Source organism: Nonomuraea sp. K271 (assembly GCF_009908215.1).
Taxonomy (GTDB): domain Bacteria; phylum Actinomycetota; class Actinomycetes; order Streptosporangiales; family Streptosporangiaceae; genus Nonomuraea; species Nonomuraea longispora.
On the sequence record NZ_JAAAHR010000104.1, the window covers coordinates 1 to 21,188 of the forward strand.

Consider the following 21,188-nt stretch of genomic DNA (forward strand, 5'->3'; position numbering starts at 1 on the left):
CAATTCTGAGACTGCAAGCGGTTGTGTTTGTCGGTTTCATGGGGTTACGGCGGTTATGGCGGGAAGGAAACACCCGGTTACATTCCGAACCCGGAAGTTAAGCTTCTCTGCGCCGATGGTACTGCACTCGGGAGGGTGTGGGAGAGTAGGTCGCCGCCGGACAGTTTTTGTAGGGGCTCCACGCTTGAGGCGTGGAGCCCCTTTTTGCGTTGGGGGGTGTCCAGGTCGGGCCGCGTCGTGAGCGGTGACTGCGGTCAGTAAGGTTGATGGTGTGGATTATCGTGCGGTAGAACGCGCGATCATGGAGCGTGGCGTCGAGTGGGATTTCGAGCCGACGCTCGACAGGATCGCGGCCCTTCTTGATGTGCTCGGCTCCCCGCAGCGGGCGTACCCCGTCATGCACATCGCGGGCACCAACGGCAAGACGAGCACGGCGCGGCTGGCGGAGGCGCTCCTGCGGGAGCGCAACCTGAGGGTGGGGCGGTTCACCAGCCCGCACCTGGTGTCGATGCGCGAGCGCATCACCGTTGACGGTGCGCCGCTGAGTGAGGAACGGTTCGCCGAGGTTTACGAGGAGATCATCCCGTACGTCGAACTGACCGACACGCAGGGGCGGCGCATCCAGTTCTTCGAGTTGCTGACGGCGATGGCGTTCGCGGCGTTCGCCGACACGCCTGTCGATGTCGCCGTCGTCGAGGCCGGAATGGGCGGGTCCTGGGACGCCACCAACGTCGCGGACGGCACCGTGTCGGTGATCACCCCCATCTCGCTCGACCACATCGACCGGCTCGGGCCTGACATCCCCAGCATCGCCGCGGAGAAGGCGGGCATCATCAAAACCGGCTCCACGGCCGTGTTCGCGCAGCAGGAACTGCCGGCCGCCGAGGTGCTCATGCGGCGCGCTGCCGAGGTGGGCGCCGTCGTGGCGCGGGAGGGGCTCGAGTTCGGGGTGCTCAACCGTGAGGTGGCGCTCGGCGGGCAACTGCTGACGTTGCGCGGGCTGAAGGGCGTCTACGACGAGGTCTACCTGCCGCTACACGGCGCTCATCAGGCAGGGAACGCCGTCTGCGCGCTGGCCGCCGTGGAGGCGCTGACCGGCGGCGACGACCCGCTCGACATCGACCTCGTACGCCAGGCGTTCTCGGAGGTCGCCTCGCCGGGGCGGATGGAGGTCGTGCGACGCACACCGGCGGTCGTGGTCGACGCCGCCCACAACGCCGCCGGCATGCAGGCCACGTTGGAGGCGCTGCACGAGGCGTTCGACTTCGCCAAGGTCGTCGGCGTGGTCGCGGTCATGCGTGACAAGGACGTCGACGCGCTGCTTGATCTGCTCGAGCCGGTGCTCGACCAGATCATCGTCACGCGCAACTCCTCTCCCCGGTCCATGACGGCGCAGGAGCTGGCGTCACTGGCGGAGCGGATTTTCGGCGAGGAGCGCGTGCACGTCGTCGAACGCCTCGACGACGCCATCGACAAGGGCATCGGCATCGCCGACGCCGAGGGAGAGTTCAGCGGCACCGGAGTGCTCATCACGGGGTCCGTGGTCACCGCGGGCGATGCGCGACTGCTGATGAAGGCAGACGGCTCGTGATGAACTTCGAGGTCACCCCGGGAATGCGGCGGCTCGGCGCCAGCGTCCTCGGCATGGAGGCGATCGTCGCCGGGCTGATCACGCCCGTGGCGATCAGCGTCGGTGGGATCCGACCCTGGCTGGCGGTCACGGTCGGCATCGGCCTGGCCGTGCTCTGCGTGCTCGCCGCGGGCCTGCTCAAGAAGCCTTTCGGCTACGTGCTCGGCAGCGTCGTACAAGTGCTGGCCATCTGCACGGGGTTCCTCGTGCCGGCGATGTTCTTCCTCGGCGCCATCTTCGCAGCGCTCTGGATCACCGCAATTATCGTCGCTCGCCGTGTCGAAGGCGCTACTACCCGCTAAAGTCGGCCTACATGGCCGTCCCCCCGATCCAGCGGTCGCCGCACCCGGCTGGCCCCAGACTTCCATGGCTGCTCGATGCCGTGCTCGGGCTGCTCGTCGTGGCCGCTCTGCCACTGGCGCTCGTCGCGATCCCCAACACGCTCTCCGTCGTCGCCAAGCTTCTGCCGGGCGACATCGACCAGGTCGGGCTCATGCGCACTCACGGGCTCGCCCTGCCCGCGCTGGTGCTCACCGCGCCGCTCGCCTCCGTCGCGTTGCGCCGGGTGAAGGCCGCGCACCTGCTTCTCGCCGGGCTGACGCTGGTGGCGCTGTCCGAGGCCGCGGGCGGATACGCGGGCTCTGAGCTGCTGGTCGGAGCGGTTCGGGTGGTGCGCGGCGTCGGCGCGGGCCTGATCGTGCCCGCCACGCTCGCGGCCGTCTGGGATCGGGCGCCGGTGTTGCGCGCCCTGTGGGCCGGCATGTTCGGCCTGAGCCTGCTCACGGCCCAGGCGTTGGCGCTCTGGCCGCTCGACGCGGTGAGCAGCTGGAAGGTGACGTTGCAGCCCTACCCGTTGGTGACGGGCGTGGCGCTCGCTCTGGCCGCCGTCCACCTCGTCGGGTGGATGACGCTCAGGCCGCCTTCCACGCCGGAGGCCGAGGGGGAGGAACGCGGCAGGCTGCTGCTGGCCGTCGCGCCCGCGGCGGGCATCGCGATCATGGCGATCAGCACGGCGAATGAAGGGTGGCGGGCTGTCCCGGTGATCGCGCTGGCCGGGCTGGCCGTCGTCGGGCTGCTGGTGCTGGCCTCGTTCGGGCCGCCGCGGAACCGTACGCTCTCGTACTCGATGGTGGCGGTGGGCGTCGTGCTCGTGCCGAGCGCTGCGCAGGTGACGCTTATGGAGATGGGCGGGCTCGGCGGGCCAGGGCTGCGCGGGTTGTGGATCCCGTTCGCGCTGGCCGGGGTGTTCGCCGTCGCGGCCGCGGTGGCGGTGCGGCTGTACGCCGGGGTCGCCGCGCGGTGGCTGGTGCCTTTGGGGTTGCTGGCCATGGTCGCCGGCTTGTGCGCGGTCCGGCTGGTCGTGCCGTCCGCTGACGGGTTGGTGCTCGTGGTGCCGTTCACGCTGCTCGCTGCCGGTGCGGCGGTGGCGTTGACGGCGGCGTTGCAGGACGTGGGTTTCGGGGCGGCGGTCTACGGGCTGTCGTTGTGCTGTGCCGGGGTGCTGGCGGGTTTCCTGCTGGGCACCGGGGTGCAGATGACGATGCTCGACGGGGTGCGTTCGGCGCAGGAACTGGTCGACCGCTTCGTCGGGGCGCTGCACTGGTGGGCGCTGATCGGTGGTTTCCTGCTGGTCGTGGTGATCGCGCTCGCCTCGGTGATGGCTTGGCGCCCGGTGAAGGAGGAGACGCCGCCCCCGCGTGGCACGCAGGAGGCCGGCGCGGCGGAGCCGCCCTGCGCCGGAGGATTCGCTGGCGAGGAGCCTCCGACAGGGGCGCCCCAGTCGGCGTTCGACACGGTTCGGCCGCGGTGGGGTGACGAGCGGCGGCCCGAGCCGCCCGCGGTGCCGCCACAGGCGCATTCTCCCGAGGACACGGCCTCCGCGTAGCGAAACGAGGGCGCGGCGCGGGACGGTAAGCTGAGGGCCCCGCCATTCGGCGCGTGATTCCGTGTCCCGCGGAGCGTTCACCGGGCGAGGCCCGGTGCCTGTCGCCGCGTCCCATTCTGTTCGAAGGAGAACTCCAAGTGTCCGAGCGCACTCTTGTCCTGATCAAGCCCGACGGGGTCAAGCGCGGCCTCATCGGTGACGTGATCGCCCGCGTGGAGCGCAAGGGCCTCAAGGTCGTGGCGATGGACCTGCGCACCCTCGACGCCGACACCGCGAAGGCTCACTACGCCGAGCACTCCGAGCGGCCCTTCTTCGGCGAACTCGTCGAGTTCATCACCTCGGGGCCGCTCGTCGCCATGGTGCTCGAGGGCCCGCGCGCGATCGAGGCCTTCCGCGCGCTGGCCGGCGCCACCGACCCGGTCAAGTCGGCCCCCGGCACGATCCGTGGCGACCATGCCCTCGAGATCGGCGAGAACGTCGTGCACGGCTCCGACTCGCCCGAGTCGGCCGCCAGGGAGATCAAGATCTTCTTCCCGGACCGCTTCTGATCGGTTCAGCCTTTCCCGTCGTGCCCGCGCAGCTTTTCGTTGCGCGGGCACGTGGTGTTCCGGCCCATTTCTTTACTGTGGCACGGGCAGGGTTTTGTCGGGGGGTTCTCGTATCTTTGCTCGCGGTTGGGTGTTGAGACGTTCCCGCGGCCTGTCGGATGTTGTGGTGCAATCCGGGCAAAATTGCGGTTGAGCTAGGGGCTGGAGATTTTTGTGGGGCGCGGGGGCTCATTGCGCCCATCGGTGGGTACGTCACGTTACGATTCGAATTCGATCCGTAGTCATTCGCATTGGACGTTACGGAGGGCTCCGTTCCCCATGGGCAGCAAGCTCGCGTTTCTCGGCCGCGACATGGCGGTCGACCTGGGCACCGCAAACACGTTGGTTTACGTGCGCGGCCGGGGCATCGTGCTAAACGAGCCGTCAGTCGTAGCGATCAACACCGCCACCGGGAAGATCGTGGCGGTCGGCATCGAGGCCAAGCGGATGATCGGCCGCACGCCTGGCAACATCGTCGCCGTCCGTCCGCTCAAGGACGGTGTGATCGCCGACTTCGATGTCACTGAGCGGATGTTGCGATATTTCATCCAAAGAGTGCATCGACGCCGCCACCTCGCCAAGCCGCGCATCATCATCGCCGTGCCCAGCGGCATCACCAGCGTCGAGCAGCGCGCGGTGAAGGAGGCGGGATACCAGGCGGGCGCCAGGAAGGTCTACATCATCGAGGAGCCCATGGCCGCCGCCATCGGCGCGGGGCTGCCGGTGCACGAGCCGACCGGAAACATGGTGGTCGACGTCGGCGGGGGCACCACCGAGGTGGCCATCATCTCGATGGGCGGCGTGGTCACCAGCCAGTCGATCCGGATCGGCGGCGACGAGCTCGACCAGGCGGTGATCACGTTCGCGAAGAAGGAATACTCGCTGATGCTCGGCGAGCGCACGGCTGAGGAGATCAAGATGGCGATCGGCTCGGCCTGCCCCGACGGCGAGGAGTCGCACGCGGAGATCCGCGGCCGCGACCTGGTCAGCGGGTTGCCAAAGACGATCATCGTGTCCAGCGAAGAGATCAGGAAGGCCACCGAGGAGCCGGTCAACGCGATCGTCGACGCGGTCAAGACCACGCTCGACAAGTGCCCGCCCGAGTTGTCGGGCGACATCATGGACCGCGGCATCGCGCTCACCGGCGGGGGCGCCCTCCTCAGGGGGCTGGACGAGCGGGTCAAGGCGGAGACGGGCATGCCTGTGCACCTCGTCGACAACGCGCTCGACTCGGTCGCCATCGGCTCGGGCAAGTGCGCGGAGGAGTTCGAAGCGCTTCAGCAGGTCCTGGTTCCGGAGTCGCGACACTGATGAGAGATTCGAACCGTGCCCGACTGATCCTGGGAGTGCTGCTGGCGGCGGCGCTGGTCATCCTGACCGTCGACCACCGCACGGGCGACAACTCGCCGCTGCACCCGCTGCGCGCGGCCGGGGCTTACGTGTTCGGCACGGCGGAGCAACTCGGCGGCGGGGTCGTACGCCCCATCGGCGGGTTCGTGCAGGCGCTGGTCGCAGCGCCCGCCGCTCAGGAACGCATCGACGCGCTCAAGGCGGAGAACGCCAAGCTGCGGGCCGGGGTGCTGGCCGGCGAACTCGACTCCGACCGGGCCGAGGAGCTCAAGGACATGCTCGGCCTGGCCGGTACGGGCGGATACAAGGTGGTGCCGGCGAACGTCGTCGCCCGGCGGGGCGCGCCTGGCTTCGAGGACGCGGTGCAGATCGACGTGGGCACCCGTGATGGCGTACACACCGAGATGACCGTGATCAACGGCGAGGGGCTGATCGGGCGAGTCATCCGCGCGTCGGCGCACAGCTCGACGGTGGTGCTGATCAGCGATCCCGCCTCAGCCGTGGGGGCGCGGCTGGAAGGGGCCAAGGAGATCGGCGTCGTGCACGGAGTCGGGGAGCACGGGCGGCTCGTGCAGTTCCGGCTGCTCGACTCGACCGCGGCGCTGACCAGGGGCGGGCGCATCGTGAGCTTCGGATCGCAACACGGGAGGCCTTATGTGGCCGGGGTGCCCGTCGGGGTGATCGAAAGGGTGGAGTCGACGCCGGGAGAGCTGACGCGCATCGCCTACGCCAGGCCGTACGCGGATCTGACGGCTCTCGATGTGGTCGGTGTGGTGGTGGAGGCGCCCAAGCGTGACCCGCGTGATGCGGTGCTGCCCCCCAAGGAGAAGGAGCGGTGACCGGGGCACCGGGAGGGGCGACGGCCCTGGCACCGGGAGCGCATGCGGCGCCGGGTGAGGCGATCGCTCTGGTGCCGGACGCGGGGACGCCTTCGGGCGGTCCTTTCACGAGATCGGGTGTGCACGCCTCTTGTGGTGTGGCCCGGGCAGGGTTCGGCCGATGGGCTTGTGGTGAGGCTTCGGCGGAGGTGAGGGCGGCTTCTGGTGGGACGCTCGCCGGGCCGGGTGTGGACGCCGGTGGGGAGGGGGCGCGGTGATCGGGGGCGTGTCCGTACTGATCGCGCTGCTGGCGCAGGTCATGCTGGTCAACCGGCTGCCGCTGCCCGCCGGGGGCGCGCCTGACCTGGTATTGCTCGCCTTGATCGGGACGGCACTGTCGCGGGGGCCGGCATCGGGCGCGATGCTCGGCTTCTTCACCGGGCTGCTGGTCGACGTCATGCCGCCGACCGCGCACCTGCTCGGTCAGTACGCGTTCGTGCTGGCGCTCGTCGGATACGTCGCCGGGCACGGCGCGGGCGGTCAGGTGACCACGGTCGTGTTGTGCGTGCTGATGGCGCCGCTGCTCGCGGCCGGCGTGGGCGGGCTGATCTCTGATCCCCGGGTGACGATGTCCACGCTGACCGAGCAGGTGCCCGTCACCGTCGTCTACACGCTGCTGGTGTCGCCGATCGTGATCTGGATGACCGCGCGTGCCGGGCGGACGAGGTTCTCGACATGATCAGGATGCGGGCCCGGCTGCTGGTGCTGCACGTCCTCGTGCTGACGCTGCTCGTCGTGCTGGCCATGCGGTTGTGGCAGGTGCAGGTGGTGCGCGGGCAGGAGTTCGTGACGCGGGCGACGGAGACGAGGACGCGCACCGTGATCGTGCCGGCCGTTCGGGGGCAGATCCTCGACTCGTCCGGCCGGCCGCTGGTGCGCAACAAGACCGCGCTGGTCGTGTCCGTGGACCGTACGAGGCTTTCGAGGATGCCTGACGGCGGTGTGAAGGTGCTGCGCAAGTTGTCCGCGGTGCTCGACAGGCCGGTGGCGCAGTTGCAGCAGCGCATCACGCCGTGCGGTCCCGGGATCGCGAAGCCGTGCTGGACCGGGTCGCCGTACCAGCCGGTTCCGCTGGACGAGAAGGTCGACACGCGTGAGGCGCTGCAGATCCTCGAACGGCAGGAGGAGTTTCCCGGGGTGACGGCGGAGATCCACTCCGTCAGGCAATATCCGGGAGGCAGGGCCGGAGCCCAGATGCTCGGCTACCTTCAGCCCGTCACCGAGGCGGAGCTGGAGAAACGCGAAGGGCTCAAGGCCAGCTTCTCCGGGGTGGACCTGGTCGGGCGCGACGGACTCGAATACGTCTACGACGAGGCGCTGCGCGGCAAGGCGGGGCTGCGCAGGGTGCAGGTCGACCGGATGGGCAAGGCGCTCGGCGTCGAGGAGCAGACCACTCCCATCGCGGGCGACCACCTGGTCACCAGCATCGACTCGCGCGTACAGAACGTGGTGGAGAAGGCGCTCGCGCGGGCGATGAAGGCGGCGCCGTCAGCCGACGGCGGGGCCGGGGTGGTGCTCGACGCCCGCAGCGGGCGGGTCGTGGCGCTGGCCAGCGCCCCCGGGTACGATCCCGCGATCTGGGCGGGCGGGATCTCGGCCCGCGGATACCAGCGGCTGATGTCGGAGAAGTCCGGCAAGCCGCTCGTGTCGCGGGCGATCAACGGCCAGTTCGCGCCTGGTTCGACGTTCAAGGTCTCGTCGGTGGCCTCCATGTTGCGCGCCGGCTACCCGCTCAACGGCAATTACAGCTGTCCCGGCTCCGTCATGGTGGGCGGACGGGCGTTCAACAACTTCCGGGGCATTCCTCTGGGCACGCTCGACCTGCACATGGCGCTGGTCAAGTCATGCGACACGATCTTCTACCAGGCGGCGTTCGAGCAGTACACGAAGGACGGCGGCCGCAGCCCGAAGAAGACACCGAAGGAGGTGTTCGCCAACGTCGCGCGGGCCTTCGGCTTCGGCAGTCCGACGGGCATCGACCTGCCCGGCGAGTCGTCCGGGCGCATTCCCGACCGGGCCTGGAAGAAGGACCTGTGGAACCGCACCAGCGCGGTCAACTGCGAGCGGTCGCGCAAGGGCTACCCGGAGATCAAGGACCGTGCGCGGGCGGAGTTCCTGAAGCGTCTCGCGCTGGAGAACTGCACCGAGGGTTTCCTCCTGCGGCCGGGCGACGCCGCCAACTTCTCCATCGGCCAGGGCGACGTGCTGGTGACGCCGCTGCAGCTGGCCAGGGCGTACATGGCGCTGGTGACCGACGGAAAGGTGCGCAGCCCGCGCATCGGGTGGGCTCAGGTCCGGCCCGACGGCAAGGTGGTCAAGACGATCGACGTGCCGGTGGTCGGCAAGCTGCCGCTCAGCGAGAAGGAGCGGCGCTACATCAAGAACGCGCTGAGCCAGGTGCCCTCCGACGGCACCGCCGCGGGGGCCTTCGCCGGGTTTCCGATGAACAAGGTTCGCATCGGCGGCAAGACCGGCACCGCCGAGGTCTGGGGCAAGAAGGACACCGCGTGGTTCGCGTCGTTCGCGCCCACCCAGAACCCGCAATACGTCGTGGTCGTCATGATCTCCCAGGGTGGGATGGGCGGCTCGGCGGCGGCGCCGGCCGCGCGCGAGATCTACGAGGGCATCTACGGCATCAAGCGGCCCCCGGCGGTGCCCGGCGGCCGGTTGACGACGCGGCTGCCGGCGTTCGCGCCTGACGGAACGGTGGCACGAGGATGACGGGCCGCACGGCCGCCGTCCGGCGTCCCTCGCTGCTGCGGCGGGTGGCGGGCGAGCACTCGGCCGTGCGACGCTTCGACGGGCTCATGCTGGTCGCCGTGGCGGGGTTGTGCGTGATCGGCACCTTGCTGGTGTGGTCGTCCACCAGGACCTGGGCGCCGGGCTCGACGGGACTGGTCAAGAAACACCTGCTCAACCAGGCGCTCGGCGTGGTGTTGTGCGGCATCGTGGCCTCGATCGACCACCGGGCGATGCGGGCCTACGCGCCGCTGGTGTTCCTGACCTCCCTGGTGGGGCTTGGACTGGTGATCACCCCGTTGGGGGCGACGATCAACGGGTCGCACTCGTGGATCCTGCTCGGCGGCGGGTTCGCGGTGCAGCCGTCGGAGTTCGCCAAGGTGGGCCTGCTGCTCATCACGGCGATGTTGCTGGCGCAGCCGGCTGAGGGCTCCGACCGGCCGCGCGGGTTCGACGTCGTGCTGGCGCTGCTCGCCGCGGCGCTCACGATCGGGCTGGTGATGCTCCAGCCCGACCTCGGCACGGCGATGGTGCTGGCAGTGATCGCGGCGTCCGCGCTGATCATCGCGGGGGTGCGCAAACGGTGGATCGCGGCGCTGACGACGGTGGCGGGCGCCGCCGTGTTCGCGGTGTTCTACTTCCAGTTGCTGGAGCCGTACCAGGTGGCGCGGTTCACCGCGTTCGTCGATCCCAGCGTGGATCCGCGAGGGGTGGGCTACAACAGCACGCAGTCGCTGATCGCGATCGGGTCGGGGCAGCTCCTGGGCAAAGGGCTGCTGGGCGGCGGGCAGACGACCGGGCGGTTCGTGCCGGAGCAGCACACCGACTTCATCTTCACGGTGGCGGGGGAGGAGTTCGGGTTTCTCGGGTCCGTCACCGTGGTGCTGCTGCTCGGCGTGGTGCTGCTGCGCGGGCTGAAGATCGCCAGGCAGTGCGAGGACCGGTTCGGGACGCTGGTCGCGGGGACGATCGTGTGCTGGTTCGCGTTCCAGATGTTCATCAACGTGGGCATGACGATCGGGATCATGCCGATCACCGGGCTTCCGCTGCCGTTCGTGTCGTACGGCGGCACGGCCACGTTCGCCAATCTCATCGCCGTCGGCCTGCTGCAGGCCATCAGGGTGCGCGGTCATTCGTTCGACTGAAGGCCTCCTGGCGGATTTCTGCACCGGGGCCCGGACCTGCCACCGCCTGAACGCCGCTACCCTTGACGGTATGCCTGTCGAGTCGATTTTCCACCGCCTGGAAGCGTTGCTGCCGAAGGTGCAGAAACCGATCCAGTACGTCGGGGGCGAGCTCAACTCGACCGTCAAGGACTGGGACTCCGCCGACGTGCGGTGGGCGTTGATGTATCCCGACGCCTACGAGGTCGGGCTGCCCAACCAGGGCGTCGCGATCCTCTACGAGATCCTCAACGAGCTGCCGGGCACGCTGGCCGAGCGCACTTACGCGGTCTGGCCCGATCTCGAGGCGCTCATGCGAGCCGAGGGCGTCCCGCAGTTCACCGTCGACGCGCACCGGCCGGTGCGCGCCTTCGACGTGCTCGGGGTGTCGTTCTCGACCGAGCTCGGTTACACCAACATGCTGACCGCGCTCGATCTGGCCGGCATTCCGCTGACGGCGGCCGACAGGGGCGACGACGACCCGATCGTGCTCGCGGGGGGCCACGCGGCCTTCAACCCTGAGCCGATCGCCGACTTCCTCGACGCGGCCGTGCTCGGCGACGGGGAGCAGATCGCCATCGCCATCTCCGAGGTCGTCCGCGAGTGGAAGGCCGAGGGCCGTCCCGGTGGCCGTGACGAGCTGCTGACGCGGCTCGCCGAGTCGGGCGGCGTCTACGTGCCCAAGTTCTACGACGTCGACTACCACCCTGACGGCCGGATCAAGCGAGTCGCGCCCAACAGGACCGACGTGCCGTGGCGGGTGCACAAGCACACCGTGATGGACCTCGACGAGTGGCCCTACCCGAAGAAGCCGCTGGTCCCGTTGGCGGAGACGGTGCACGAGCGGTTCAGCGTGGAGATCTTCCGCGGTTGCACGCGCGGTTGCCGGTTCTGCCAGGCCGGCATGATCACCCGGCCGGTGCGCGAGCGTTCGATCACCACGATCGGCGCCATGGTGGAGAACGGCGTCAAGGAGTCCGGCTTCAACGAGGTCGGGCTGCTGTCGTTGTCGTCCGCCGACCACTCCGAGATCGGCGAGGTCGCCAAGGGCCTGGCCGACCGCTACGAAGGCACCAACACCTCGCTGTCATTGCCCTCGACCAGGGTCGACGCGTTCAACATCGACCTGGCCAACGAATTCTCCAGGAACGGCAGGCGCTCGGGCCTGACGTTCGCGCCCGAGGGCGGCTCCGAGCGCATGCGCAAGGTGATCAACAAAATGGTCACCGAGGAAGACCTGATCCGCACCGTCACCACGGCCTACTCTCAGGGGTGGCGGCATGTCAAGCTCTACTTCATGTGTGGACTGCCCACCGAGCAGGACGAAGACGTGCTCGGCATCGCCGACCTGGCCAAGAAGGTCATCAAGGCGGGCCGGGAGATCACCGGCAGTCGTGACATCCGCTGCACGGTGTCCATCGGCGGCTTCGTGCCCAAGCCGCACACGCCGTTCCAGTGGGCGCCCCAGGCCGACCACGAGACCGTCGACCGGAGGCTCAAGGCGCTGCGCGACTCGCTGAGAGGCGACAAGCAGTACGGCAAGGCCATCGGCTTCCGCTACCACGACGGCAGACCCTCGATCGTCGAGGGGTTGCTCTCGCGCGGCGACCGCCGCGTGGGCGCCGTGATCCGCGCCGTCTGGGAGAGCGGCGGCAGGTTCGACGGCTGGAGCGAGCACTTCTCGTACGAGCGCTGGATGGCGGCGGCCGAGCAGGCCGGTGTCGACGTCGACTGGTACACCACGCGCGAGCGCGAAGAGAACGAAGTGCTTCCGTGGGACCACCTCGACGCCGGACTCGACCGTGAGTGGCTCTGGCAGGACTGGCAGGAGGCCGTTTCCGGCAGTGAGGTCGAAGACTGCCGCTGGACGCCATGCTACGACTGCGGGGTCTGCCCCACCATGGGGACGGAGATTCAGATAGGTCCTACCGGGCGAAAACTCCTTCCTTTGACGGTGGTCTAGCGCGCTCAGTGGGCAAGGCGTGTCACGGCGTACACGCACACACGTCAGCGCGGCTTATCCTGAGTGGTAGGAACTCTTACAAGGGAAGGACGACACAGCTCTGAAACCTGTTCCCGAAGGGCCTCCGCCCGCGCCTACGGTGCAGCGCCTGCGTGTGCGTTACGCCAAGCGCGGCCGCCTGCGCTTCACCAGCCACCGCGACATCTCGCGGGCCGTCGAGAGAGCGGTCCGCCGTGCCGGCATTCCGGTGGCCTACAGCGCGGGCTTCTCGCCTCACCCGAAGATCTCCTACGCGGGCGCGGCGCCGACCGGCGTCGCCAGCGAAGCCGAATACCTCGAGCTCGGTGTTACCACGCCGTGCGTTCCGGACGAGGTCAAGTCCGGACTCGACCGGTCGTTGCCGCCCGGGCTCGACGTGCTCGACGTTGTGGAGGCGGGGCCTGGTGGTCTGGCCGACCGCTTGGAGGTCTCCGACTGGGAGGTGCGGCTGCCCGGTGCCGATCGCGAGCTCGCCCAGGTGGCGGCGGAGAAGTTCCTCGCGGCGAGCACGGTGGACGTCGAGCGCCTCACCAAGAAGGGCCCCCGCCGTTTCGACGCGCGGGAGGCGGTCCTGAGGCTCGTGGTGTCCGAGGGAACAGACAGAACCGCAGCTCAGGTGCATGGACGACCGTGTGTCATACTGCGCATGGTTGTTCGGCACATGACGCCTGCCGTTCGACCCGACGATGTGCTCACAGGGCTGCGCCTTGTGGCCGACTTCGCGCCGCCGGTTCCCCCCGAGGTGACCAGGCTGGCGCAGGGGCCGCTCGACGCCAGCACCGGTGCGCTTGCCGACCCGCTCGACCTGGACCGCGACACGACGCGCGGCGGCGAGGCGGGACCGGCGGGTGAGCACGTCGCCGGTTAAGGAAGTGCCCTGCGCGAGCCGGGCACGACCGTTGACAGGACTTGGCGCCGGCGCTCCCTCATCGGGGGAGCCGGCGGACAACGAGACACGAGGGCTCCTGCGCGGCGCGGCGACGCGCCCGGGAGCTGACGGGAGAGCGCCCGCATGCTCGACAACGAGCCCAACGCCGGGGCCACTGGCCCTGACGGGGAGACAATTGAACAGCCCGAGGTGACCAGGCGTCGCCGTTCCGCCAGCCGGCCCGCGGGTCCGCCGCCGGAGCCCGACGAGCCGACCTCCGTCCCGGTCACCGTCGTAGCCGCGCAGGCGGCGCCGTCGGTGGCCGAGGTGCAGCCGGTGCAGATCAACGCCGTACAGCGTGCCGCCGGTGAGCCCGCACCCGAGATCCTCGCGGAGGCCGCCGACACGGCGGCCGCGCGTGCGAACGCCGCGGATCTTCCCGGCGGCGCGGGGGAGGTCGCTGGAGGGCCGGGCCCGGCCAATGCCGCCAACGGCGACACTTCCACCGCCACAGGTGACGCCGGTGCAGCCGCTACGACCGCGTCCGACGCCGGTGCCGCGGCCACGACCGCGTCCGATGCCGGTGTGGCCGACTCGCAGAGTGCCGGCGGCGCGGTCGCCGGAGCTCCTGAGACGGGCGGTGAGGCGACGAGCGTCGCCGCTGCCAACGGCACGGGTGCAGGTGCGCCGCAGAGCCCGGCCGAGGAGAAGCCCAAGAGGACCACGCGGACCCGGTCCACGGCGACGACGACGCGCCGGCGTACGACGAAGAAAGCCGCGGAGGAGCTGGCCGACGAGGCGGGAGCGCTCCCCGAGAGCGCGGCGCCCGCCGAGGAGGCTCCGCCGAAGCGGCGCAGGACCCGCAAGAAGGCGGAGCCCGAAGCCGCGGTCGATGCGGGTCAGGATGACGTGACCTCCTCCACCGGCGGCGCGGTCGCGGTGGGAGCGCCCACAGGGGGCAGCGAGGCCGCCGCCCCGTTCGGTACGGACGAGGACTCCGGTGGCCGGGACACCGAGGACCTGGCAGCCGATGTCGCCGCCGTGGCGGCGGGCGAGGCCGAGGTCTCACAGGCCGGCGCAGGTACGGTGGCGCAGGGCGAGGACACGCGGGCCACCGCGGCCGGGGTCGAGCGTTCCGGCGGTGACGTCGAGACGGCGCTCTTCGCGTCCGCCCAGGCCGCAGAGGACGATGAGGACACCGAGGACACCGAGGACATCATCGAGATCCTGCCCGAGGACGAGCCGCTCGACGACGAACCCGCGGGGGAGGACCTCGACGAGGACGTCGACCGCCCGAGCCTGCTCGCCGACCCGTTCGGGCTGACCGCGCGCCGGCAGAACGAGCCGGGTGCCGCGTTCCAGCGGCCCGCGGCCATCTTCGCGCCGCTGTTCCAGGCGCCCGACCCCAGCAAGGCCAAGCCCGCCGCCACCCGGCGGGCCGGGCCGCCGCAGCCGGTCGCCGACGAGCCCGAGGAAGCCGAGGAGGCCGAGGAACCGGTCGACGAGACGGCGACCGAGGACGAGCCGGACACCGACACCTCCGACGAGCAGGAGGAGGAGGGCGGCGGCCGTCGCCGTCGCCGCCGGCGCGGCGGCAGGGGCCGCGGCAAGTCGCGCGAGCGCGACGAGTCGGAGGACGGCGAGGAGCAGGAGGAGGACTCCGAGGACGGGCAGGGCGAGGAAGCCCAGGAAGAGGAGAGCTCCGGTTCGCGCCGGCGCCGCAGGCGTCGCCGCCGCGGCACGGACGAGGCCGTGGAACCGGCGGGTGACGACCCCCCGAACACGGTGGTGCGCATCCGCGCGCCGCGCTCGGGACGTTCGGCAGGGCTCGACACCGCCACCGACGGCGTGCAGAGCGTGCGCGGCTCGACCAGGCTCGAGGCCAAGAAGCAGCGCCGCCGCGAGGGGCGCGAGCTCGGGCGCAGGCGCCCGCCGATCATCACGGAGTCGGAGTTCCTGGCCCGCCGCGAGTCCGTCGACCGGATGATGGTGGTGCGCAGGCAGGGCGACCGCACCCAGATCGCGGTGCTGGAGGACGGCGTGCTCGTCGAGCACTACGTCAACCGCGAGGCCAGCCAGTCCTACGTCGGCAACGTCTACCTCGGCAAGGTGCAGAACGTGTTGCCCTCGATGGAGGCGGCCTTCGTCGACATCGGCAAGGGCAGGAACGCCGTCCTGTACGCCGGTGAGGTGAACTTCGACACGGCCGGTCTCGAAGGCCAGCCGAAGCGCATCGAGTCGGCGCTGAAGTCGGGGCAGTCGGTGCTCGTCCAGGTCACGAAGGACCCGATCGGGCACAAGGGCGCGCGGCTCACGTCGCAGATCAGCCTGCCGGGCCGTTACCTGGTGTACGTACCCGACGGGTCGATGACCGGCATCAGCCGCAAGCTGCCCGACAAAGAGCGCGCGCGGCTCAAGAGCATCCTGAAGAAGGTCATGCCGGAGAACGCCGGCGTGATCGTGCGCACGGCCGCCGAGGGCGCCTCCGAGGACGAGCTGGCCCGTGACGTGGCCCGCCTGTCCGCGCAGTGGGAGAACATCCAGAAGAAGGCCAAGTCGGCGAGCCCGCCCGAGCTGCTGTCCGCCGAGCCCGACCTGACGATCAGGGTCGTGCGCGACGTCTTCAACGAGGACTTCACCTCGCTGGTCGTGCAGGGCGAGGGAGCCTGGGACACCGTCGACGAGTACGTGAAGTACGTCGCGCCGCATCTGGGCGAGCGCCTGTCGAAGTGGGACGCCGCTCAGGGCGACGTGTTCGAGTCGTACCGGATCGACGAGCAGCTCGCCAAGGCGCTGGAGCGCAAGGTGTGGCTGCCGAGCGGCGGCTCCCTGGTGATCGACCGCACTGAGGCGATGACCGTCGTCGACGTCAACACCGGCAAGTTCACCGGCCAGGGCGGCAACCTCGAGGAGACCGTCACGCGCAACAACCTGGAGGCGGCCGAGGAGATCGTCCGCCAGCTCAGGCTCCGCGACATCGGCGGCATCATCGTCATCGACTTCATCGACATGGTGCTCGAGTCCAACCGGGACCTGGTGCTGCGGCGCATGCTGGAGTGCCTGGCGCGCGACAGGACCAAGCACCAGGTGGCCGAGGTGACCTCGCTGGGCCTGGTCCAGATGACCCGTAAGCGGGTCGGCCAGGGGCTGCTGGAGGCGTTCTCGACGGTCTGCGACTGCTGCAACGGGCGCGGTCTGATCATCTCCACGGAGCCCGTGGAGACCAAGCCGGAACCGCGCGGCACGCAGAGCAAGATGGCCGTCGAGAAGGCGGTCGCCGACAAGGTTTCCGCGGCGAAGGACTCCGGCAACCGTGATACTGTGACCGGTGCGCTTGAAGAAGTCCCCGCTGAGGACGACCAAGCCAGTCAGACTTCCGGCAGGGGGCGGAGACGCTCCCGCCGAGCCAAGTCAGCCGAGTAACCTCGGCAGGCTTCCGACGTTCCGTCCGGTTCGCCTAGGGCGCCGTTAATCCGGTACCCTGGTGAATCGGTGCGTCAGGTGACGTGCCCTGTTGGCGCGCTTACTCGGTTCGTCGGTTGGACAGGCCGAATGACAGGCGCAGCATTCGGAGTCAGCGGTCATTCCCGCGCGGGGTGGCCGGGATCTCAGTGCAGTGCAACAGTGAGTCAGTAGAAGGGTTCCGCGGTGTACGCGATCGTTCGTTGCGGCGGCAGGCAGCAGAAGGTCTCCGTCGGTGACGTCCTCGAGGTGGACAAGGTCGCCGGCGAGGTCGGCTCTTCGGTTTCGCTGCCGACGGTGCTCGTCGTCAACGACGGCGATGTGACCACGGAGGCGGGCAAGTTCACGGTCAGCGCCGAGATCCTCGGCGAGACCAAGGGCCCGAAGATCCGGATCCTCAAGTACAAGAACAAGACCGGTTACAAGAAGCGCCAGGGTCACCGCCAGCGGTACACCCAGGTGAAGATCACCGGTATCGACCAGGCCTGATCGGGAGTTTGAGAGATGGCACACAAGAAGGGCGCGTCGTCCACCCGGAACGGCCGTGACTCGAACGCTCAGCGCCTGGGCGTCAAGCGCTTCGGCGGCCAGCTGGTCAACGCGGGCGAGATCATCGTCCGCCAGCGTGGCACCCACTTCCACCCCGGCGACAACGTGGGGCGTGGCGGCGACGACACGCTGTTCGCGCTGGCCGCCGGTCACGTGCAGTTCGGTGTCAAGCGTGGGCGCCGGGCCGTCAGCATCGTTCCCGTCACGGAGTAGTCTCCTCACGGGTTTTCGCTTCCAAGGGGTGGATCGATAGAGGTCGATCCACCCCTTGGCGTTTTCCGGGGACGTTCTGCGGCCCCGCGCTTGTTGAACAACCTGTCGCCCGGCGTGAAGACGGCCGCCGGGTTCTTTCTGGTGTAGTGGCGATGCCTCCTGCCGGGGGCGATGGAGAGGGTGCTCGATGCCGGACTTCGTGGACCAGGTGGTCCTGCACATCAAGGCCGGTGACGGGGGGAACGGGTGCGCCTCCATCCACCGGGAGAAGTTCAAGCCGCTCGGCGGCCCCGACGGCGGCAACGGCGGGCGGGGCGGCGACGTCATCCTCGAGGTCGACCCCAACACCGCGACCCTGCTCGACTACCACCACCGCCCGCACCGCAAGGCCGGCAACGGCAAGCAGGGGCAGGGCTCCAACCGTGACGGCGCCAACGGCGACGACGTGATCCTGCCCGTGCCCAACGGCACGGTCGTGAGGGACACCGCCACGGGCGAGGTGCTGGTCGACCTCGTGGGGGTCGGCACGCGCTACGTGATCGCCCAGGGCGGTCACGGCGGCCTCGGCAACGCGGCCTTGGCCACCACCCGCCGCAAGGCGCCGGGGTTCGCGCTGCTCGGCGAGCCGGGCGACGAGCTCGACGTCATGCTGGAGCTCAAGAGCGTCGCCGACGTGGCGCTGGTCGGCTTCCCCAGTGCCGGGAAGTCGTCGCTGATTGCCGCCCTGAGCGCGGCCAAGCCGAAAATCGCCGACTACCCGTTCACCACCCTCATCCCCAACCTCGGCGTGGTGACGGCCGGAGACACCGTGTTCACCGTCGCCGACGTGCCGGGCCTGATTCCCGGGGCGTCGCAGGGCAAGGGCCTCGGGCACGAGTTCCTGCGCCACGTCGAGCGGTGCGACATGCTCGTGCACGTCATCGACTGCGCCACCATGGAGCCGGGGCGCGACCCGATCACCGACTACGAGGTGATCGAGGCGGAGCTGCGGGCGTACGGCAAGCTCGACGACCGGCCGCGGCTGGTCGTCCTCAACAAGGCCGACGTGCCCGACGCCCGGGAGCTGGCCGAGCTGGTCACCCCGGAGTTCGAGGAGCGCGGGCTGAGGGTCTTCACGATCTCGGCGGCCACGCATGACGGGCTGCGCGAGCTCACGTACGCCATGGGCGAGTGGGTGGCCGCGGCCAGGGCCGTCAAGCCGGTCGAGGAGCCCACGCGGCTGGTGATCCGGCCCAGGCAGCTCGGCGACGCCGGGTTCCGGGTGCGGCGGGTCAACGACAACCTGTTCCAGGTCACCGGCGAGAAGCCGGAACGGTGGATCAGGCAGACCGACTTCAGCAACGACGAGGCCGTCGGCTACCTCGCCGACCGGCTCGAACGGCTCGGGGTCGAGGAGGAACTGGCCAAGGCGGGTGCGCGAGCCGGGGTCGAGGTCGTGATCGGGCCCATGGAGGGCGGCTACATCTTCGACTGGCAGCCCACACTGCACGCCGAGTCCGTACGGCAGGGCCCGAGGGGCTCCGACAACCGCCTCGGGTAGGCGGTCACCTGACGCGCCGGTCCGCCGGCTGGTGCCGGTGGCGGTTCGGCATGTCCCTCGCTGGTGCCCGTTTCGCCTGGTGGGAAGCGCCGCCCGTCCGGGTCAGGGGCGGAGGGTGGCTTCGGCGCCGCCGTCGGCGTAGAGGATCTGGCCGGTCATGAACGAGTTGTCCGGGCTCACCGTCCAGGCCAGCAGTGACACGATCGCCGAGACGGGCCCGGGGAAGCCGAGTGGCTGGGGCATCATGGACGACACCTGCGCGCGGGTGGCCGGATCGTCCAGGAACATCCTTCTCGCCGCCTCCGTGTCCACCACGCCGGGTGCTACCGCGTTGAGCGGAATGCCCGCCTGCGCCCAGTCAGGGCTCACGGCGGCCCGGCGGAGCCAGCGGTTGAGCGCCAGCTTGGTGGACGGGTAGACGATGCGGCCCCGGCCGGCCTCGACGGCGGTCGTGACGGCGGTGACGGCTGCGTCCTCGTCCATGGACAGGCACGCGGCGACAATGGCCTCGTCGGCGGCCACGACGGCGCTCAGCGAGGAGACGGCGACCGCCCTGGGCAGGTCCGACGCGGCCAGCAGGGGGCGCAGGCTCTCCAGGGTGGCGACCGTGCCGAAGAAGTTGAGCCGCGCGGTGAGCGGCGAGGGGGCGGCGCTGCCGGCCACGGCGATCAGGCCGTCGATCCGGCCGCCCGAGGCCGCCGTCACGTCCGAGGCCAGCTGTTCGCGTCCCTCCGTGGTGGTCAGGTCGGCGGTCACGCCGGCGTCGCGGACGTCGCAGCGGATCACCCGGTCGCCGCCCCCCTCCAGGTGGTCTGCGGTCGCGGCGCCGATGCCCGAGGCGGCGCCGGTGACGACATAAGTACGGAGTCCCATGGGGAAATGACTACATCGAATGAAGAGATGCAGTCAATGTAGTAATGTGCCGGTCATGGCGGAGGGGATCCGGGAACGCAAGAAGCGGCGTACGCGTGAGGCGCTGATCGCAGCGGCGGTCGAGTGCATGATCGGCGCGCGGTGACCTCGGCCGCCACGTACGCGCTGCGCCGGGGGGACCCGCCGGAGGAGGTCACCGCCGCGATGCGCGCGGCGGCCGGGCGCACCGCGCTTTCCTGGAGCCGATAAGCTGCCAGACGTGCGGGAACAGCTCAGCTCAGCGTCCAAGGTCGTTGTCAAGGTCGGCTCCTCCTCGCTCACCACCCCTCAGGGCATGATCGACGTCGACCGGGTCGACGCGCTGGTGGATGTGCTGGCGGCGCGGCGCCGGGCCGGGACGCAGATCGTCCTGGTCTCGTCGGGAGCGATCGCGGCGGGCCTCGGCCCGCTGGGGCTGACCGCGCGGCCACGTGACCTGGCCACCCAGCAGGCGGCGGCGTCCGTCGGGCAGGGTGTGCTCGTCGCCCGCTACACCTCCTCCTTCGCCCGCTACTCCCTGCGGGTCGGCCAGGTGCTGCTGACCGCCGACGACATGATGCGCCGCGCCCACCACGCCAACGCCCAGCGCACCCTCGGCCGGCTGCTGGAGCTGGGCATCGTGCCCATCGTCAACGAGAACGACACGGTGGCCACCGACGAGATCCGCTTCGGCGACAACGACCGGCTGGCGGCGCTGGTGTCGCACCTGATCCGCGCCGACGCCCTGGTGTTGTTGTCGGACGTCGACGCCCTCTACGACGGCCCGCCGAGCCGCAGCGGCTCGCGCCGGCTGACGGAGATCCGCGGCGCCGACGACCTGATAGGGGTCGAGCTCGGCAGGAACGGCGCGGCCGTCGGCACCGGCGGCATGGTGACCAAGGTGCAGGCGGCCAGGATCGCCACCGGGGCCGGAGTGCCCGTGGTGCTCACCGCTGCCGCTCACGCGGCCCAGGCGCTGAGCGGAGCCGACGTCGGCACCTACTTCCACCCTGGCGGCCGCCATCCCGGCACGCGCCTGCTCTGGCTCGCTCACGCCACCACCGGGCGGGGCCGGCTCCACCTCGACCCGGGCGCGGTCGACGCCATCGTGGCCCGGCGCAAGTCGCTGCTGCCCGCAGGGGTGACGTCGGTGGAGGGCGATTTCGCCGCCGGCGACCCCGTCGACCTGTGCGAGCCGAAGGGCCTCGTGGTGGCCCGCGGCCTGGTCAACTTCGACGCCAACGAGATCCCCGGACTGCTCGGCCGCTCCACGCGCGAGCTGGCGAGCACACTGGGTCCGGAATATGAGCGTGAGCTGATCCACCGTGACGACATCGTCATACTGGAAGCCCACAGGTGATGCAGGGCACCCGCTCGACGGGGCCCGTAGTGACGAAAGACGGTCGGGGCGCCGGGCGCCCTGAGCAGCGA

General features: G+C 70.0%; 17 protein-coding genes and 1 rRNA gene. 17 read left to right on the forward strand and 1 reads right to left on the reverse strand.

What is annotated here, in order from left to right; genetic code table 11:
- The first annotated feature begins 45 nt into the window (after positions 1–45).
- From rrf to obgE, 16 genes are all read left to right on the forward strand, one after another.
- Positions 46–162: ribosomal RNA gene (gene rrf, locus GUY59_RS29665) — 5S ribosomal RNA — on the forward strand.
- A gap of 139 nt (positions 163–301) precedes the next feature.
- Complete coding sequence (locus tag GUY59_RS29670; protein ID WP_138208500.1) at positions 302–1,591, forward strand: bifunctional folylpolyglutamate synthase/dihydrofolate synthase; 1,290 nt, start codon at positions 302–304, stop codon at positions 1,589–1,591.
- Positions 1,591–1,932 carry a DUF4233 domain-containing protein gene (locus GUY59_RS29675; RefSeq protein WP_138208499.1) on the forward strand — a complete coding sequence of 114 codons (342 nt, stop codon included), beginning with the start codon at positions 1,591–1,593 and terminating at the stop codon, positions 1,930–1,932. Before GUY59_RS29670 ends, GUY59_RS29675 begins: the two co-directional genes overlap by 1 nt.
- An 11-nt stretch (positions 1,933–1,943) precedes the next feature.
- A complete protein-coding gene (locus GUY59_RS29680) occupies positions 1,944–3,515 on the forward strand; it encodes a hypothetical protein (protein WP_138208498.1) in 1,572 nt (523 codons plus the stop codon).
- A gap of 137 nt (positions 3,516–3,652) precedes the next feature.
- Positions 3,653–4,063, forward strand: a complete 411-nt coding sequence (ndk, locus tag GUY59_RS29685) for a nucleoside-diphosphate kinase (RefSeq protein ID WP_132341601.1) — start codon at positions 3,653–3,655, stop codon at positions 4,061–4,063.
- Positions 4,064–4,381: 318 nt separating this feature from the next.
- Positions 4,382–5,413 carry a rod shape-determining protein gene (locus tag GUY59_RS29690; RefSeq protein WP_132341603.1) on the forward strand — a complete coding sequence of 344 codons (1,032 nt, stop codon included), beginning with the start codon at positions 4,382–4,384 and terminating at the stop codon, positions 5,411–5,413.
- Positions 5,413–6,291, forward strand: coding sequence for a rod shape-determining protein MreC (gene mreC / locus GUY59_RS29695; RefSeq protein WP_138208497.1), 879 nt, complete (start codon positions 5,413–5,415; stop codon positions 6,289–6,291). The genes GUY59_RS29690 and mreC overlap by 1 nt, the downstream gene beginning before the upstream one ends.
- A 253-nt stretch (positions 6,292–6,544) precedes the next feature.
- Complete coding sequence (gene mreD, locus GUY59_RS29700; protein ID WP_132335671.1) at positions 6,545–7,009, forward strand: rod shape-determining protein MreD; 465 nt, start codon at positions 6,545–6,547, stop codon at positions 7,007–7,009.
- The gene (mrdA, locus tag GUY59_RS29705) at positions 7,006–9,051 is read left to right on the forward strand and encodes a penicillin-binding protein 2 (RefSeq protein WP_138205454.1); all 2,046 of its coding nucleotides are present in this window, start codon (positions 7,006–7,008) and stop codon (positions 9,049–9,051) included. The genes mreD and mrdA overlap by 4 nt, the downstream gene beginning before the upstream one ends.
- Positions 9,048–10,214, forward strand: coding sequence for a rod shape-determining protein RodA (gene rodA / locus GUY59_RS29710; protein ID WP_132335675.1), 1,167 nt, complete (start codon positions 9,048–9,050; stop codon positions 10,212–10,214). The genes mrdA and rodA overlap by 4 nt, the downstream gene beginning before the upstream one ends.
- Before the next feature lie 70 nt (positions 10,215–10,284).
- Positions 10,285–12,195 (forward strand): TIGR03960 family B12-binding radical SAM protein, encoded by a 1,911-nt coding sequence (locus GUY59_RS29715; RefSeq protein ID WP_138205452.1) that lies wholly within the window; start codon positions 10,285–10,287, stop codon positions 12,193–12,195.
- A 154-nt stretch (positions 12,196–12,349) separates the two neighbouring features.
- Positions 12,350–13,102 (forward strand): TIGR03936 family radical SAM-associated protein, encoded by a 753-nt coding sequence (locus tag GUY59_RS29720; RefSeq protein WP_246064250.1) that lies wholly within the window; start codon positions 12,350–12,352, stop codon positions 13,100–13,102.
- A gap of 144 nt (positions 13,103–13,246) precedes the next feature.
- On the forward strand, positions 13,247–16,525 hold the full coding sequence (locus GUY59_RS29725) for an Rne/Rng family ribonuclease (protein ID WP_236667624.1): 3,279 nt from the start codon (positions 13,247–13,249) through the stop codon (positions 16,523–16,525).
- A 225-nt stretch (positions 16,526–16,750) separates the two neighbouring features.
- Positions 16,751–17,053, forward strand: coding sequence for a 50S ribosomal protein L21 (gene rplU, locus GUY59_RS29730; RefSeq protein WP_049575732.1), 303 nt, complete (start codon positions 16,751–16,753; stop codon positions 17,051–17,053).
- A gap of 15 nt (positions 17,054–17,068) precedes the next feature.
- Positions 17,069–17,326 (forward strand): 50S ribosomal protein L27, encoded by a 258-nt coding sequence (gene rpmA / locus GUY59_RS29735; RefSeq protein ID WP_132516546.1) that lies wholly within the window; start codon positions 17,069–17,071, stop codon positions 17,324–17,326.
- A 187-nt stretch (positions 17,327–17,513) separates the two neighbouring features.
- Complete coding sequence (obgE, locus tag GUY59_RS29740) at positions 17,514–18,866, forward strand: GTPase ObgE (protein WP_138205450.1); 1,353 nt, start codon at positions 17,514–17,516, stop codon at positions 18,864–18,866.
- Between the two features lie 102 nt (positions 18,867–18,968).
- Here the strand turns inward: obgE and GUY59_RS29745 are convergent, their stop codons facing one another.
- Entirely contained in the window at positions 18,969–19,739 is a 771-nt protein-coding gene (locus GUY59_RS29745) for an SDR family oxidoreductase (RefSeq protein WP_138205448.1), read from the reverse strand.
- Between the two features lie 259 nt (positions 19,740–19,998).
- Here GUY59_RS29745 and proB point away from each other — a divergent pair, with 259 nt between their 5' ends.
- Entirely contained in the window at positions 19,999–21,117 is a 1,119-nt protein-coding gene (gene proB, locus GUY59_RS29750) for a glutamate 5-kinase (RefSeq protein ID WP_165959778.1), read from the forward strand.
- Positions 21,118–21,188: the final 71 nt, after the last annotated feature.

Coding starts and splice junctions, on each gene's coding strand:
- GUY59_RS29670 (WP_138208500.1), top strand. CDS start 302: ATGGAGCGTGGCGTCGAGTGGGATTTCGAGCCGACGCTCGACAGGATC.
- GUY59_RS29675 (WP_138208499.1), top strand. CDS start 1,591: ATGAACTTCGAGGTCACCCCGGGAATGCGGCGGCTCGGCGCCAGCGTC.
- GUY59_RS29680 (WP_138208498.1), top strand. CDS start 1,944: ATGGCCGTCCCCCCGATCCAGCGGTCGCCGCACCCGGCTGGCCCCAGA.
- GUY59_RS29690 (WP_132341603.1), top strand. CDS start 4,382: ATGGGCAGCAAGCTCGCGTTTCTCGGCCGCGACATGGCGGTCGACCTG.
- mreC (WP_138208497.1), top strand. CDS start 5,413: ATGAGAGATTCGAACCGTGCCCGACTGATCCTGGGAGTGCTGCTGGCG.
- mrdA (WP_138205454.1), top strand. CDS start 7,006: ATGATCAGGATGCGGGCCCGGCTGCTGGTGCTGCACGTCCTCGTGCTG.
- rodA (WP_132335675.1), top strand. CDS start 9,048: ATGACGGGCCGCACGGCCGCCGTCCGGCGTCCCTCGCTGCTGCGGCGG.
- GUY59_RS29715 (WP_138205452.1), top strand. CDS start 10,285: ATGCCTGTCGAGTCGATTTTCCACCGCCTGGAAGCGTTGCTGCCGAAG.
- GUY59_RS29725 (WP_236667624.1), top strand. CDS start 13,247: ATGCTCGACAACGAGCCCAACGCCGGGGCCACTGGCCCTGACGGGGAG.
- rpmA (WP_132516546.1), top strand. CDS start 17,069: ATGGCACACAAGAAGGGCGCGTCGTCCACCCGGAACGGCCGTGACTCG.
- obgE (WP_138205450.1), top strand. CDS start 17,514: ATGCCGGACTTCGTGGACCAGGTGGTCCTGCACATCAAGGCCGGTGAC.
- GUY59_RS29745 (WP_138205448.1), bottom strand. CDS start 19,739: ATGGGACTCCGTACTTATGTCGTCACCGGCGCCGCCTCGGGCATCGGC.